Source organism: Armatimonadota bacterium, from assembly GCA_031432545.1.
Lineage (GTDB): Bacteria > Sysuimicrobiota > Sysuimicrobiia > Sysuimicrobiales > Sysuimicrobiaceae > Caldifonticola > Caldifonticola tengchongensis.
In genome coordinates this window covers 108,431-123,289 of sequence record JAVKGX010000002.1, presented here as the reverse complement: position 1 = coordinate 123,289, position 14,859 = coordinate 108,431, and the positions used below count along the sequence as shown (strand labels likewise).

The following is a 14,859-nucleotide window of genomic DNA, read 5'->3' as shown; positions in this document are numbered from 1 at the left end:
ATCAGACACGCGCACAGCGACGGAGGCGTTGCCATGCAGGTGGGGATGATCGGGCTGGGACGCATGGGTGCCGGCATGGGGCAGCGGTTGATCCGCGCCGGGCACGAGGTCGTCGGGCATGCGCGCAGCACACGGACGGTCCGGCAGTTCGTGGAGTCGGGCGGACGGGGTGCGGAGTCGCTGCAAGCACTCGTGGACGCCCTCGCACGCCCGAGGGCGCTGTGGATGATGATTCCGGCCGGCGAGGGGGTGGATCGGACGCTGGAGCAACTGGCGCCGCTGTTGGGCAGCGGCGACGTCGTCGTGGACGGCGGCAACTCCCACTACCGGGACTCGATGCGCCGGGCGGCGTGGATGCGCGCACGCGGGCTGCACTTCGTGGACGTGGGGACCAGCGGAGGGGTGTGGGGCCTGTCAGAGGGGTACTGTCTGATGATCGGGGGCGATCCGGAGCCGGTGGGACGGCTGCGACCGCTGTTCGAGGCCCTCGCGCCGGCGCCCGACCGCGGCTGGGGCCACGTCGGACCCAACGGCGCGGGGCACTTCGTGAAGATGGTGCACAACGGAATCGAGTATGGGCTGATGCAGGCGTACGCGGAGGGGTTTGCGATCCTCCGACGCGCGAACACCTTCGGCCTGGACGTCCGCCAAGTAGCCCAGATCTGGCGCTGGGGCAGCGTCGTGCGGTCGTGGCTGCTGGACCTGGCCGCGCGCGGGCTAGCGGAGGATCCGGATTTGCACGACGTGGCGCCCTACGTCGAGGACTCCGGCGAGGGACGGTGGGCCGTGGCCGAGGCGATCGCACTGGACACTCCCGCGCCGGTGATCACGCTTGCGCTGCTGCAGCGGCTGCGCTCCCGCGACGCAGAGTCCTACGCCGACCGCGTCCTGGCGATGCTGCGGCACCAGTTCGGCGGACATGCATTTCGCCGGCCCGACTGATGCGCACAGAACCCGTCGTTCCCCACGTGTTCGTGATCTTCGGGGCCACCGGCGACCTGACGGCGCGCAAGCTGCTGCCAGCGCTGTACGATCTCGCCGACAAGGGGTTCCTGCCGCGACGCCACGCCATCCTGGGCGTGTCGCGATCCCGGGAGATGGACGACGCGCGCTTTCGGGCGTGGGCCCGCGGGATTCTGGGCGACCGCGCGCGCTCGTGGTGCGACACCTGCCTTCACTTCCGCTCCATCGGCGCCGGAGCCCCGGACGACTACCGCAGGCTCGGTGCCGAGATCGACACCCTGGAACGAGCGGGGGACCTGCCGGGCAACCGCGTCTACTATCTGGCGCTGCCGCCCGCGGCGGTGCCATCGACTGTCGTAGGATTAGGGGAGGCCGGATTGAGTCGCAGTCGCGGCTGGACGCGACTCGTCGTCGAGAAGCCCTTCGGCTGGGATCTGGATTCCGCGCGCCAACTCAACGCGTTGGTCCACCGCTACTTCGAGGAACCGCAAGTCTACCGCATCGACCACTACCTGGGCAAGGAGACCGTCCAGAACCTTCTGGTGTTGCGCTTTGCGAATCCCGTGTTCGAGTCGGTGTGGAACCGCGACCGCGTGGAGAGCGTGGAGATCACTGTTGCCGAAGACGAGGGGATCGGGCGGCGGGTGGCGTTCTACGAGCAAGCCGGCGCGCTGCGCGACGTCGTGCAAAACCACCTGACGCAACTGCTGACCCTGGTGGCGATGGAGGTCCCGGTCGCGTTTGAAGCCGACGCCATCCGCGACGAGAAGGTCAAGGTGTTGCGTGCGGTTGCCCCCTTGCGCCCCCGAGACGCCGTGTTCGGGCAGTACGCAGCCGGAGAGGTCGGCGGGCGGGCCGTGCCCGGTTACCGGCAGGAGGAGGGGGTGGCGTCGGACTCCCGCACGGAGACGTTCGTCGCCTTGCGGCTGTCGATCGAGAACTGGCGCTGGCAGGGTGTGCCGTTCTACCTTCGGACCGGAAAGCGGCTGCCCCGCAAGCTCAGCCGCATCGTCGTCCGGTTCCGCCGAGCGCCGGTGACGCTGTTCCAATCCTCCGGCGGCGAGATCCACGCCAACCAGCTCGTGATCACGTTGCAACCCGACGAGGGATTCGACCTGTACTTCGAAGTCAAGTCACCCCTGCCGGGCCTCACGCTGCAGACCGAGCGCCTGCGCTTCCGGTACTCGGAAGCGCTGGGCGCCCTTCCCGACGCGTACGAGACGCTCCTGTACGACGTGCTCACAGGTGACGCAACGCTGTTCGTGCGCGACGACGAGATCGAACACGCCTGGCGTCTGTACGCGCCGCTGATCGAGAATCCACCGCCCGTCCACCTCTATCCGGCCAGCACGTGGGGCCCCGACGCGGCCGAGGGGCTGCCCCAAGGTGGCTGGTGGCACGGCGTCTGACGGACGGCCCCATGGAGGGCCGGCTGCGCGTCTTTGCGGACGGGGAGTCCCTGAGCCAGGCTGCCGCGGCGGCCATCGGGGACGCCATGCGCGAGGCCGTGGCCCAACGCCGCCGATGTGACGTCGCACTCGCCGGTGGCGGTACGCCGCGCCGGATGTACGAGCTCCTGTCCGCCCATGCCGACATCCCCTGGACGAACGTGCACCTGTTCTGGGGTGACGAGCGGTACGTACCCCACGACCATCCCGCCAGCAACTTCCGTATGGCCCGCCAAGCGCTGCTTGCACGCATCGACATCCCGGCCGGAAACGTGCACCCGATGCCGACTGACCACGCGGATCCGGGTGAGGCGGCCCGTACCTACGAGGCCGTCTTGCGGGCGCACTTCGGCTCGGATCCACGATTCGATCTCATCCTGCTCGGCCTGGGCCCCGATGGCCATACGGCATCGCTGTTCCCCGGCTCGGCGGCCCTCCTCGAGGTGCAGCGATGGGTTGTCGCCGTCACCGCGCCAGCCGATCCTCCGATCCGCCTGACGCTGACGCTACCGATCCTGAACCGCGCGGCACAGGTGCACTTCCTCGTCACCGGGCACGACAAGGCGGAGGCGTTGCGCCGTGCGCGGCGAGGGAACACAGATGCATGTCCAGCCAGCCGAGTCCAACCGGCCGACGGCACCCTGACCTGGTGGGTGGATCGCGCAGCCGCGGGGCAGGATGACCCGGGGTCGCTGTCGTGAGCTGCTCAGAACCCTCTGCGCCCGCTCCGAAGCCGTCGCACTTGTCGCAGTTTCAGATGGCCAGGTGCTGGCGGATCACTTCCTCGTCTTGCCAAATGTCCTCCATCCTTCCGTGCAGTCGCACAGTTCCCCGGTCGATGACGTAGCCGCGGTCAGCCAGCCGACGGCAGAAGCGCATATTCTGGTCCGCCAGCAGGATCGTGACCCCGGAACTCCGAATCTCGCGGAGCACCTCACCGAGCTGGCGTACGACAAGGGGCGCTAGTCCTTCGGCCGGTTCGTCAAGAAGCAGCAGGTCGGGATTCGTCATCAGGGCCCTACCGATGGCGAGCATCTTCTGTTCTCCCCCGCTCAGGTGGCCGCCACGGCTGCCCCGCAGGACCGCCAGTGCGGGAAACAGATCGTAGACCGAGTCCCGGGTCCACCTCCCCGCCCGTCCCGCCACGCGTCCGGCCAGCAGCAAATTCTCCTCGACCGTTAGGTCGGCGAAGATCCGCCGATCGTCGGGGACATACGCGATGCCCCGGCGTGCGATCTCGTACGGCGGCAGGCCGGTGAGTCTCCGGCCCTGGAACCACACCTCGCCCGCCCGCGCCGGCGTCATCCCGACGATGCCACGTAGCGTCGTCGTCTTGCCCGCCCCGTTGCGGCCAAGCAAAGCCACCACCTCGCCTTGGCACACGCTCAAAGAGAGTCCCTGTACGACCACGTTGTCGTCGTATCCGATCACGAGGTCGCTCACGGTCAACAGCTCCGGGTCAGCTCTGGCGTCCGCTGTAGAGCAGCTTGCACGTTGGTCGGTCGTCATGTCTCGAACTCCTCGCCCAGGTAGATGGCGCGTACCTGGGGATGGTCGCGGATGACCGGAGGCGGACCGTCCGCCAGTACCTGCCCTCGGCTCATGACCACGATCCGCTGTGCCAGGCTGAATACTACGTCCATGTCGTGCTCTACCACGACGAATGTCGTCCGACCGCGGCGCGACAGGGCCTGAATGAGGTTGAGCACGACCCTGCGCTCCACGGGATTGGTGCCCGAACACGGCTCGTCCAACAGACACAAAACAGGCTCCGAAGCGATCGCGATCCCCAACTCCAGCCGGCGCTTGTCCCCGTGGGAGAGTGCACTAGCCCGCCGATCACGCTGTTCCAACAAGCCGATCGCTTCCAGGATACGGTCTGTCTCCCCCAGGGCATCGGCGCACCGTGCGACGGGTATGTGTACCTGACGTTCGCGGCCCAACCGCGCCAGGACGGGAATCAGCACGTTCTCGCGCACCGTGAGCCCCGCGAAAATGCTCATGATCTGGAACGAGCGCGTCAGGCCGTGCCGGACGCGTGCGTGGACCGGCATCCGTGTGACGTCGTGTCCGCGGAACTCCACGCGTCCAGAGTCCGGCGCCATGGCTCCGCTCAGCAGGTTGATGAGCGTAGTCTTGCCGGCTCCGTTGGGTCCAATGATCGCCGTCAGAACGCCCTCAGCGAGTTCCAGCGAGACACCATCGACGGCCCGCAGTTCTCCGAAACGCTTGTACAGCCCATGTGTCCGCAGCAGCGTGCTCACGGCCGGCCGCCCTCCAACCCGGCCCGTGCCCCCTGCGCCCTCTCCACGATCCGGGAGAACAAGGCGCCGGCTGCGCCGGCCACCCCACCACGGAATCCAACGACCAGTACGATGACGGTGATCCCCAACACCAGCGACCAGTGTATCGTCACCCGCACGATGAAATCCTTGATCACGAACAGCAACAGGGCACCCACGATCGGTCCGCCGAACGTGCGGATGCCGCCCAGCAGCGTTGCGAGTACGGGTTCTGCCGATGTCGTCCAGTGTGCGATGGGCGGTGTCACAGTGTTCTCGAGGGCGGGTAAGAGAGCACCCGCCAGCCCCGCGTAGAGGCCCGCGATCACGAAAGCAACAAGCCGGTGGGTGTGAACTGCGATGCCTGTGAACGGTGCCCGGGTCTCGCTGTCACGAATCGCTTGCAGCGTCAGCCCGAAGGGTGAGACAAGGATCCGACGGATCGCCCAAATGGCGAGCAACGTGACGATCAGCACAAAGACGTAGTAGCGTTCCACGCTGGCCACGCTCACTTCCAGCGGCCCGATCACCAGCGGTGCGCGCGGAATCCCCACCAGGCCGTCGTCGCCGCCCGTAACGTCGCGCCACTTCCAGGCCAAGGAGAAAATGATCATCCCGAAGGCCAGCGTCAGCATCGCGAAGTAGATGCGTGTGTGTCGCACCGAGAGTGCGCCAACGAGCAGCGCCACCAACCCTGCGGCCAGCGTTCCCCCACCCACGCCGAGCAACAGCGAAGGGGTAGAAAGGAGGATCTTCGCACAGACGTAGGCGCCCACGGCGTAGAATCCCGCCTGTCCGAACGACAGCAGCCCCGAGTAGCCAAACAGCAGATTGAAACCCAGCGCGAACAGAGAGAGGATCAGCACATGCGTCGCGACGTAGATGACGTAGGTGCTGGCCACATAAGGGAGCACCAGCAGTAGCCCAAGGAGCAACAGGCCGGTCGACCATGCCAGCCAGCCGCTCCAGCGCGTTGCAGCCAACGCCGTCATCGCGCCGTGCCGAACAGACCCTGCGGTCGCACGAGTAGAACGGCCGCCATAATCACGAAGATGAAGAACAGTTCGAACACGGGAAAGAACAGTGTTCCGTACGCTGAGAGGATCCCGACGATCAGCGAACCGATGAAAGCTCCCTTGAGGTTGCCGAGCCCGCCGATCACCGTAATGATGAACGCCTGGATGATCATCGCCCCACCGATCCCCGGGGCGACCACACGCACGGGAGTTCCTAGTGCACCACCCAGGGCCGCCAGCGCAGCTCCGAACATGAAGACGGCTGAAAATACGCGCGGGACGCGCACGCCGAGCGCGCCCGCCATGTCTCGGTCCGAAGCGGTGGCCCGTACCGTCCGTCCCCACCACGTCCGTTCGAACAGCAGCCACAGCGCCGCACCCACGGTCAGTCCCACGGCGATCACGAAAGCGTTATAGATGGGGAACGGTCGCCCGAACACCGTCCACGCGCCGTCGAGGAAACGCGGAATGGGCGGGATCCGGAACACGCCGCCCCAGAGGATCTTCACGAGATCGTCGAAAACCAGCACGAAGCCGAACGTGAGCAGCAACTGGTAGGCCACATCCACCGCGTAGAGATGACGCAGGAAGAAGTGCTCCATGACGAGGCCGACCACGGCTACGACTGCGACGGCCGCCAGCACGGAGACCGCAAAGGGAAGCTCCGCCGGGCCGTAGAACGTATAGGCTAGGTAGGCGCCTAGCATGAACAGGCTGCCGTGAGCGAAGTTCAGAACCCCCAGCACGCCGAAGACGATCGTGAGCCCGGCGGAGATCAACCAAAGATACATGGCCAGCGAGACGCCGACCAGGCCCTGGTAGAGGAACGCGTCCATCCCCGTTTCTGCGCGGCTACCTTCCCACCTGCAGCGGTGTAAAGGGTGGAGACCGCCAATACTCCCGCGCGCTGACGACGCGGAGATCTCCGAGGATGGGCATGTTGTGCCGGGCGCTCCACACCACGCGCCCTGCCGGCACCGTGTAGACGAACTGCTGGTCTTGCTCCCGGAACACTCGCAGGCCGGCCGGCGTCACGATCTGCATCCCGCGGAGAGCGGCGATGACCCGGTCGGTCTGAAGGCTGCGAGACCTCTCCACCGCGGCCTTCGTGATCTGGATCGCGGAATAGGTGGTCTCCGCCGAATAGTTCGGTAGGCGAGCCCACCGCCGCTCGAAGCGTTCGACGAAGGCCCGGTTGGTCTGCGTGTCAGGCCAGTTGTGAATGTACCGGGCTGTTGCCCACAGCTTGCCCTTGAAGCGGTCCTCCTGGACCTCGCGTGCAATGCCCTCCAGCACGTCGACCGACCCGCCCATGGCCTGGAACCACACCTGTACGCGATCGAAGACCCCCATCAGCACGGCCTGCCGCAGAAGCGTCACTGCCTCGCCTGCCCACGGGGTGGCGATGATGCCGTCGGGGTTCTGCGCCATGACCGCCGAGATATGAGGACTGAAATCCGTGGTCAGAAACGGTGCCCAGGCCGCGCCCACGAACTCCACATCCGGCCGGAACCTCCGCATCGCATCGCGGAACAGCGCCCAGGTCGCGTAGCCATACTCATAGTCGGCTCCGATCGTCGCCCAGCGCCGAATCTGTGGATTGTCCTTGAACACCCATGCTGCAATCGCATCCTGGTACACGGGCGCACTGACGCGCACGATCTGCCGGATCCCCTGCTGCGCCACGAGTTCCTCCGTCAGGCGGTGCGTGGCAGCGTGTGTGAAGAACTGGATGCGGTCCAGCTCCTTGAGCACCGGCCCCAGGGCCATCGCAACCCCGCTGCTGTCGGTCCCGTACAGGAAGTGCGCGCCGTACTCGGTTACCAGCAGCCGGGCGTTGCGCACACCGGTAGCCGGCCGGTTCTCGTCGTCCATGAAGCGCATCTCCAGCCGGCACCCCAGGACACCACCCCGCGCGTTGATCTCCTCGATCGCCATCACTGCGCCCATCTGGATCTGGCGGCCGTAATCCGCGTGGGGTCCGGATGCGACGCCCTGGACCCCCAGTCTGATCGCTGGCACACCGAGCTGGCAGGTCGCCGGTGCTGAGCCAGCCTGCGGGGCGATGGCCAGCAGCAGCGCGGTGCCCCACAACCCCACGCAAACCCATCTCGTCCTTCTCATCTGTCTTCCCCCTTTCCTCCGACGGCGTCAGCAGCCCCCGTCGCCGGCAGCCCCGCCGCCTCGGCTGCAAGAGCACACACACGCTCCAGGTCGAAGTCCATCAGGACCGTCAGCTTCTGTGTCTGCAGGGATCCTTCGGCGTGAATGGCCAGAACCTCCAAATAGCCTCCCAGGTCGGATGCGGTCAGGTCTCGGATCAGGTTCATCACGCGCAAGCGCCGCTCCCCATCGACGCCCTCGCGCCCCATCAGGTACGGCTCGATCAGAGCACGTATCTCCGGTGCGTCCCAGTCCTCCTCCGCAGGGCCAGTCACCGTCAGGCCGCCGGCGATGTCCTGTACGTCGCGTACCACTTCGTGGTATCCGTGGGCGAAATAGTACTTCGCCGCGTTTGTGGTCCGCACGTTGGGAACGGCGATGCCCTCGACGATCCGGTGCTCTACGGCTGACGCGGTGGTCAGGCCGCGTACCGCCTCGAGGTACATCGCCATCCGGGCGAGTTTGTCGCGGACGTGGGCAACGCCCAGAAGCCCGTTGCAGTCCGCGACCAGCGCCGCCGCCCCGAGCAGCAACTCCAACAGCGGCGTCTTGTAGGAGACTGCGGTGAACCGGTGGAACTCGACGAACGTCTTCGCCAACATGGCCGCGTACTGCCACTGCCCGCAGAGGAACACTCGTTCCCAGGGAACGAACACGTCGTCGAAGATCGTCAGTGACTCCGTCAGGCTGTGCCGGCTGCTCAGTGGGTTGTCGAACTGGCTTGTGGCGCTGAATCCGCGGGGACTGGCGACCATCGTCAGCCCGGGTGCGTTGGCGGGCACCGCGCAGGCCACCGCGTAGGCCGCGTCGGCCTCGGTCATCGCTCGTGTGGGGAGGACGAAGATCTCGTTGCTGAACACCGCGTTGGTCGTGTGCGCTTTCGCTCCACGGATCACGATGCCGCGAGCGTCCTGCGACACGACTCGTACGTACAAGTCCGGGTGAGGCTGCTGCGACGGCCGCCGGCTTCGATCCCCCTTGGCGTCGGTCTGGGCGACAGCCATCGCCAGATCGCCATCCCGGCAGTGCCGGTAGAAGGCGTCCACGCGGGAACGGAAGTTCGTCCGAAGGTCGCGATCGAGCTGAGCGGTCACGATCATGAGGGCGAAGAGCGCGTCGGTGCCGATCTCCTTGATGAGCGGCACGAACGACCGTGCTGCACGGGTGACGGCCTCGATCAGATCGCGCCGCCGCAACAGGGACGTTCCGTCGCGCGGGACGTGAAAGTAGCGGCTCACCCGGTCGCCCGTCCCCTCGTCGGCCACTGTGAACCGGTCGTCGTGAGGATGTGCGTGTGCCAACCGGAAGTCCACGGCCACGTGGCGGGCACCTTTGCCCAGGTGCGGGTGAGCCGTCACGTCGTCGACGAGCCGGCCCCGATAGACTACGCGTCGGCCGTCGCGCAGGCTTGCCAGGAACTCCTCGGGAGAGCGCAGCATTAGGTCTTCCCCGCAGTCGTCGAGGTTCGCAGCACATACTTCTGGATCTTTCCCGTCGCAGTCCTGGGCAACGCGTCGACGAACTCGACGATCTTCGGCGCTTTGAAGTGGGCTATCCGGTCGCGGCAGAAGGCGATCAGATCGTCGGCGGTCACATGCGCGCCTGGGCGCAGGACCACGAACGCCCGCGGCACTTCGCCCCACTTCGGATCCGGTGCGGCCACCACGGCCGCCTCCAGCACGGCCGGGTGCTGATACAGTACGCTTTCGACCTCCACCGACGAGATGTTCTCCCCGCCGCTGATGATCATGTCCTTCTTTCGGTCGACGATCTGGATGTAGCCCTCGGGATGCAGCACCGCGAGGTCCCCGGTATGGAACCATCCACCGGCGAACGCCTCCCGGGTGGCCTCGGGATCGTTGTAGTAGCCGGCCATCACCGTCGGGCCGCGGACCACGATCTCGCCGACTTCGCGTCCGTCCGCCGCCACCGGAGTGAGGTCGGCCCGCACGACCCGCACCTCACCGCAAAGCAGCTGCCCGATTCCCTGACGGGCCTTGATGGCCGCGCGGATCTCCGGCGACCGGCTGTTCCACTCCTGCCTCCACTCGCAGACCGTCAGCCACGGGCCGGTCTCGGTCAACCCGTAGACGTGCACGAGCTCGATGCCCAGCGCGTCTTCGATCCGCGCGATCAGGGCCGGCGGCGGCGGGGCACCTCCCACGTACCAGCGCAGCGGCCGACGCGGTCTCCAGTTCTGCGTGGACAAATGGCTGCCGAGCATCACCAGCACGGTGGGCGCCGAACAGGCCATCGTCACTCCGTGCTCGTCGATCGACCGTACGACCTCCGCCGGATCTGGCTTCGGGAGGCAGACGTGCGTCGCCCCGACCGCGGTCACGGCCCACACGCCGCCCCATCCGTTGACGTGGAACATCGGCAGCGTGTGCAGGTACACGTCGTCTGCAGCCAGGCGCCCGTGCACGACGAAGTTGACCACGTTCAGCGCGGTGTTTCGGTGGGTCAGCACCACACCCTTGGGGTGGGCGGTCGTGCCGCTCGTGTAGTTCAAGCTGATCGGCGACTCTTCGTCCAGACCCTCGAGTTCACCCACGATCTCCCGTGCGACCTCCGCGCCCACAGACGCCAGGACCGCTTCCGAAGAGTTCGGTTTGCCCTCCCCCAGCAACACCACGTCCAGCGACGGAATCTGCTCTCCGAGAGCCGCGGCGGTGGAGGCAAATCCAGGATCGGCCAGCAGCAGCCGGGCGCCGGAGTGGCCGAGGATGTAAGCGTAGTCATCCGGACTGAGCCGGGTGTTGAGCGGTACCAGTACGCCGCCCGCCAGGGGAACGGCATAGTAGCACTCAAGGGCCCGGTGCGTGTTGGGTGCCAGTACGGCCGCGCGGTCGCCACGTCTCAAACCGCGGATTCTCAGGCCCGCCGCCAGCCGCAGACAGCGCTCACAAAACTGTCGGTACGAGAAACGTGCGCCCCCGTCCACGACGGCCAGCCGATCATGGTAGATCCCCGCCGCCCGACGGAAGAACTGCAGCGGCGACAGCGGCGTCCGCATCTATTTCCCTGACGTACTGGTGCCGGTCAAGGAACGCCGAACCGACCTGCGCGCGCGGGCGCCGTCCAGGAACACCGCGCTCAGCACGGCGGCCAGCGCCTCCGGGGTCAGGGGCCCGTTCGGCCGATACCAGTAGATGGACCAGTTCAGCAGGTTCAGCAGCGCCAGCCGCAGGTAGCGGACCGGGACGTCGGTCCGCAGCACGCCGCAGCCCTGCCCCTCAGCCAGGACGTGGTCCACCATCCGTTCGTACGCGTCGCGCAGGCGGACGATCGCGGCCCGCCGACGCGGCGACAGCGCCTTCAGCTCCGACAGCAGGACCGCGTACTTGTCCCGGTCGCGGAGGACGATGGTCATGTGGGTGGTCATCAGGCTGCGGACTTTTTCGAGCGGAGGTCGATCCGAGACCACGATCGGCGCGACCGCGGCAGCGAGGTCTTCCTGGCTGCGGCGCGCGATCTCGTAGAGGAGACCTTCCTTCCCATCCATGTAGTGGTACAGGGAGGCGGTCTCCATGCGCAGGGCGCGTGACAGGTCGCGGATACCGGTGGCGGCGTATCCCTTCGCGCGGAACAGGCGGGCCGCCGCGTCGAGCAGGCGCCGGTGGTTGTTTCGCGCGATCTGGGTCTGTCTGTGCGACACGGCCGGCGGTGCCCACACTTTTTCGATCGAACGATCGATAGATTCTGTCCGCCGTCACTTTTCTCCTTCTCGGCCCGTGAGGGCCCGATGGGGTCAGAAGGTGGCGACGATCTGGCGGACCGCGTCGCCTCGGGCGAGTGCCTCGAACGCGTCGTTGATGGCGTCCAGCGGAATCGTGCGGGTGAGCAGGAGGTCAACCGGCAGCAGGCCCGCCTGGTAGAGGGCGAGGAATCGGGGGATGTCGCGGCGCGGAACGGCCGAGCCCATGTACGATCCCCTTACCGTCCGCTCCTCGGCCACGAGGCTGACCGCGGGGACGACGAACGGCCTGCTGGGGTCCGGCAGGCCGATCGCCACCGTCGTGCCCCCGCGGCGGGTGGCCTCGTAGGCCTGCCTGAGTACCTGCTCGCTCCCCACGCTCTCGAAGGCATAGTCTGCCCCACCCCCGGTCAGGTCCCGGACCGCGGTGACGGGGTCCTCGCGGGCTTCGACGACGTGTGTGGCACCCACTCGCCGCGCCAGATCCAACTTGCCGCGCACAACGTCGACCGCCACGATCGGATACGCTCCCGCCACGCGGGCGCCCATCACCGCGCTCAGACCCACGCCGCCCAATCCGAAGACCGCAACCGCCGTACCGGGTTGAACACGAGCCGTGTTGACGACTGCGCCCACGCCGGTCACGACCGCGCAGCCGAACAGCGCGGCCCGGTCCAACGGGACGTCAGCGTCGATGCGGACGAGCGACTCCTGAGCCGCCACCGTGAAACGGGAGAACGCCGACACCCCCAGGTGGTGGTGCAGGGCGCGCTCGGCCCGGTCGCGGAACCGGCAGGTGCCGTCCAGCAGGACGCCGGCGGCGTTGGCCCGGTTGCCGACTTCACACAGCGCCGGCCGACCCCCAGCGCAGTAGCGGCAGCGGCCGCAGGTGGGGACGAACGAGAGCACGACGTGGTCGCCGGGGCTGAGGTCGTGGACGCCCGTCCCGACCTCTCGGACTACGCCGGCCGCCTCGTGCCCCAATACCATCGGCATCGGGCGCGGCCGCGATCCGTCGATGACCGACAGATCGGAGTGGCACAGCCCGGCGCAGGCGACTTCGACCAGCACCTGGCCCGGGCCAGGGCCTGCGAGCTCCACTTCTTCGATGCGCAGCGGTTGCGTCTCCGTGTAGGGCCTGGGACGGCCCATCTCGTACAGAACCGCAGCCCGCGTCTGCATCGCCCGCTGTGCGCGTCGACGATCCGCGACCGCTACGGTGCCAAGCGGATCGCGACCATCTGGATGTTCGTCATCTCCTCCATCGCGAACCGCACGCCCTCACGGCCCAGGCCGCTGCGCCGGATCCCGCCATAGGGCATGTGGTCGGCGCGGAACGCCGGGGTGTCGTTGACGATCACCCCGCCGAAGTTCAGCCGCCGGATCGCCCGGAACACCCGATCCAGGTCCCGCGTGAACACCGCCGCCTGCAAGCCGTACTCGGTCGCGTCGGCCTGCCGCAGCGCTTCATCGAAGTCGTCGCAGGCGATCACCGACGCCACGGGCGCAAACGCCTCCTGAGCGACGACCTTCATGTCGGGCCGGACGTCGGTCAGCACCGTCGGCACGTATACCGCACCCTCCCGGCGTGCTCCCGTGAGGGCACGCGCCCCACCCGCCAGCGCCTCGGCGACCCAGGACTCGATCCGCTGGGCCTCGCGGACGTCGATCATTGGCCCCACGTCGACTCGCTCGTCCAGCGGGTCGCCCACCACCATCTCCTCGCTGGCACGCACGAACCGCTCCACGAAGGGTTCGTAGGCCGCCCGCTCGCTATAGATGCGCTGCACCGAAATGCACACCTGGCCGGAGTTGTAGTACGCTCCGACCGCGCACCTGCGGGCGACGTAGTCCAGGTCGGCGTCCGGTGCGACGATCACGGGAGAGGTGTTCCCGAGCTCCAGCGTCACCTTCTTGATGCCCGCGATCGAGAGGATCCGCTCGCCGACAGGTGGGCTGCCGGTGAACGACACCTTTGCCACGCGGGGATCGGTGACCAGCCACTCGCCCACCGTACTGCCCGGCCCGTTGACGAGGTTGATCGCACCCGCCGGCAGACCCGCCTCTTCGAGCACCTGGCACAGCTTGACGGCCGTCAGCGGTGTCGTGTTGGCCGGCTTCAGCACCACCGTGTTCCCTGACGCCAGCGCGGGGGCCACCTTGTGCGCCACCAGGTTGAGGGGGAAGTTGAACGGCGTGATGGCCGCCACCACCCCCACGGGCCGGCGCACCCAGAACCCGAAGTAACCTTCTCCAGCGGGCACGGCGTCCAGGGGGACCGTCTCGCCGTGCAGCCTGCGGGCCTCTTCTGCGGCGATGGCAAACGTCGTGATCCCGCGATCCACCTCGATCCGCGCGTACTTGAGAGCCTTGCCGGCTTCGGCCGCGATCGTGCGCGCGAACTCCTTCCTGCGCTCGCGGATCAAGGCGGCGGCCCTCGCCAAGATTTCGGCACGGCGGTGTACCGGCAAGTCGGCCATGGCCGGCGCCGCCCGTTGCGCGGCGGCCACCGCCTCTTCCACGTCGGCGCGGGTGGCGACGGGAAGTACGCCGATCACCTCGCCGGTATATTTGTTTCGGACTTCCGACAGTGAGCCCCCAGACACCCACCGCCCGCCGATCAGCAGCCGGTGTTCTTCCATCTCCTGCACCCCACGGTCTCTCCGCGCTCGATCGTGTGTGCCCGGTGGGCGAGTGCTGCGACGTGGGTGTGTTCGGACTCTGCCACCAGCACGGCACGACCCTCCTGCGCCAGCCCCCGCAGCACCGAGCCTAACGCGCCCACGAGCGCCGGTGCCAGTCCTTCGAACGGCTCGTCCAGCAGCAGAACACGGTCGGCGGTCATCATGGCGCGCGCGGCCGCGACGAGTTTCTGCTGGCCTCCGCTGAGGTGTCCGGCCCGGCGGGAGGCGAACGCCGCCAGCGCCGGCATGCGTTCGTACAGGTCCCGCAGACGCCCGGTGGCGTCCGACATGCGGTTCGCCCAGGCCGGCAGGAGGAGGTTCTCCTCCACGGTCAGTTGGGGGATGAGCCGGCGGTCCTCCGGCATGTACCCGATGCCCAGCGCCGCCCGACCGTGCGCCGGCACCCGCAGCAGGTCGCTTCCGTCGAGGGTGATCGAGCCGCCGGATGCGGGCACCAAGCCCATGACGGCGCGCAGGGTCGTGGTTTTCCCGGCGCCGTTGCGGCCCACCAACGCCACGATCGTCCCCGCAGGCACCTCGAGGGTCACGCCGCGCAGGATCGCCAACCGTCGGATGTTCACCCGCAGGTCCTGTACGTACAACATC

The 14,859-nt window shown here is 67.5% G+C and carries 14 protein-coding genes; 3 read left to right on the top strand and 11 right to left on the bottom strand.

The window, feature by feature from the left end:
• The first annotated feature begins 33 nt into the window (after nt 1–33).
• From gnd to pgl, 3 genes are read left to right on the top strand one after another with little or no spacing between them, the layout of a single operon-like run.
• Nucleotides 34–942 (top strand): decarboxylating 6-phosphogluconate dehydrogenase, encoded by a 909-nt coding sequence (gene gnd, locus QN163_04280; GenBank protein MDR5683228.1) that lies wholly within the window; start codon nt 34–36, stop codon nt 940–942.
• On the top strand, nt 942–2,372 hold the full coding sequence (zwf, locus tag QN163_04275) for a glucose-6-phosphate dehydrogenase (protein ID MDR5683227.1): 1,431 nt from the start codon (nt 942–944) through the stop codon (nt 2,370–2,372). Before gnd ends, zwf begins: the two co-directional genes overlap by 1 nt.
• Nucleotides 2,357–3,112: a 6-phosphogluconolactonase gene (gene pgl, locus QN163_04270; protein MDR5683226.1), complete on the top strand. Its 756-nt coding sequence runs from the start codon at nt 2,357–2,359 to the stop codon at nt 3,110–3,112. Before zwf ends, pgl begins: the two co-directional genes overlap by 16 nt.
• A 52-nt stretch (nt 3,113–3,164) precedes the next feature.
• Here pgl and QN163_04265 read toward each other — a convergent pair whose 3' ends face one another.
• From QN163_04265 to QN163_04215, 11 genes are all read right to left on the bottom strand, one after another.
• Nucleotides 3,165–3,854, bottom strand: a complete 690-nt coding sequence (locus QN163_04265) for an ABC transporter ATP-binding protein (protein MDR5683225.1) — start codon at nt 3,852–3,854, stop codon at nt 3,165–3,167.
• A 62-nt stretch (nt 3,855–3,916) separates the two neighbouring features.
• A complete protein-coding gene (locus QN163_04260) occupies nt 3,917–4,675 on the bottom strand; it encodes an ABC transporter ATP-binding protein (protein MDR5683224.1) in 759 nt (252 codons plus the stop codon).
• Nucleotides 4,672–5,676, bottom strand: a complete 1,005-nt coding sequence (locus QN163_04255) for a branched-chain amino acid ABC transporter permease (GenBank protein MDR5683223.1) — start codon at nt 5,674–5,676, stop codon at nt 4,672–4,674. Before QN163_04255 ends, QN163_04260 begins: the two co-directional genes overlap by 4 nt.
• A gap of 5 nt (nt 5,677–5,681) precedes the next feature.
• The gene (locus QN163_04250; GenBank protein MDR5683222.1) at nt 5,682–6,545 is read right to left on the bottom strand and encodes a branched-chain amino acid ABC transporter permease; all 864 of its coding nucleotides are present in this window, start codon (nt 6,543–6,545) and stop codon (nt 5,682–5,684) included.
• A gap of 16 nt (nt 6,546–6,561) precedes the next feature.
• Complete coding sequence (locus QN163_04245) at nt 6,562–7,833, bottom strand: ABC transporter substrate-binding protein (protein ID MDR5683221.1); 1,272 nt, start codon at nt 7,831–7,833, stop codon at nt 6,562–6,564.
• On the bottom strand, nt 7,830–9,311 hold the full coding sequence (locus QN163_04240; protein ID MDR5683220.1) for a 4-hydroxyphenylacetate 3-hydroxylase N-terminal domain-containing protein: 1,482 nt from the start codon (nt 9,309–9,311) through the stop codon (nt 7,830–7,832). Before QN163_04240 ends, QN163_04245 begins: the two co-directional genes overlap by 4 nt.
• Nucleotides 9,311–10,888, bottom strand: coding sequence for a long-chain-fatty-acid--CoA ligase (locus QN163_04235; protein ID MDR5683219.1), 1,578 nt, complete (start codon nt 10,886–10,888; stop codon nt 9,311–9,313). The genes QN163_04240 and QN163_04235 overlap by 1 nt, the downstream gene beginning before the upstream one ends.
• Nucleotides 10,889–11,530: a TetR/AcrR family transcriptional regulator gene (locus QN163_04230; GenBank protein MDR5683218.1), complete on the bottom strand. Its 642-nt coding sequence runs from the start codon at nt 11,528–11,530 to the stop codon at nt 10,889–10,891.
• Between the two features lie 93 nt (nt 11,531–11,623).
• Nucleotides 11,624–12,751 (bottom strand): zinc-dependent alcohol dehydrogenase family protein, encoded by a 1,128-nt coding sequence (locus tag QN163_04225; GenBank protein ID MDR5683217.1) that lies wholly within the window; start codon nt 12,749–12,751, stop codon nt 11,624–11,626.
• A 32-nt stretch (nt 12,752–12,783) separates the two neighbouring features.
• Complete coding sequence (locus tag QN163_04220; GenBank protein ID MDR5683216.1) at nt 12,784–14,211, bottom strand: aldehyde dehydrogenase family protein; 1,428 nt, start codon at nt 14,209–14,211, stop codon at nt 12,784–12,786.
• Nucleotides 14,190–14,858: an ATP-binding cassette domain-containing protein gene (locus QN163_04215; protein ID MDR5683215.1), complete on the bottom strand. Its 669-nt coding sequence runs from the start codon at nt 14,856–14,858 to the stop codon at nt 14,190–14,192. Before QN163_04215 ends, QN163_04220 begins: the two co-directional genes overlap by 22 nt.
• Nucleotide 14,859 lies beyond the last annotated feature (1 nt).

Coding starts and splice junctions, on each gene's coding strand:
- gnd (MDR5683228.1), top strand. CDS start 34: ATGCAGGTGGGGATGATCGGGCTGGGACGCATGGGTGCCGGCATGGGG.
- zwf (MDR5683227.1), top strand. CDS start 942: ATGCGCACAGAACCCGTCGTTCCCCACGTGTTCGTGATCTTCGGGGCC.
- QN163_04250 (MDR5683222.1), bottom strand. CDS start 6,545: ATGGACGCGTTCCTCTACCAGGGCCTGGTCGGCGTCTCGCTGGCCATG.
- QN163_04245 (MDR5683221.1), bottom strand. CDS start 7,833: ATGAGAAGGACGAGATGGGTTTGCGTGGGGTTGTGGGGCACCGCGCTG.
- QN163_04240 (MDR5683220.1), bottom strand. CDS start 9,311: ATGCTGCGCTCTCCCGAGGAGTTCCTGGCAAGCCTGCGCGACGGCCGA.
- QN163_04235 (MDR5683219.1), bottom strand. CDS start 10,888: ATGCGGACGCCGCTGTCGCCGCTGCAGTTCTTCCGTCGGGCGGCGGGG.
- QN163_04225 (MDR5683217.1), bottom strand. CDS start 12,751: ATGCAGACGCGGGCTGCGGTTCTGTACGAGATGGGCCGTCCCAGGCCC.
- QN163_04220 (MDR5683216.1), bottom strand. CDS start 14,211: ATGGAAGAACACCGGCTGCTGATCGGCGGGCGGTGGGTGTCTGGGGGC.
- QN163_04215 (MDR5683215.1), bottom strand. CDS start 14,858: ATGTTGTACGTACAGGACCTGCGGGTGAACATCCGACGGTTGGCGATC.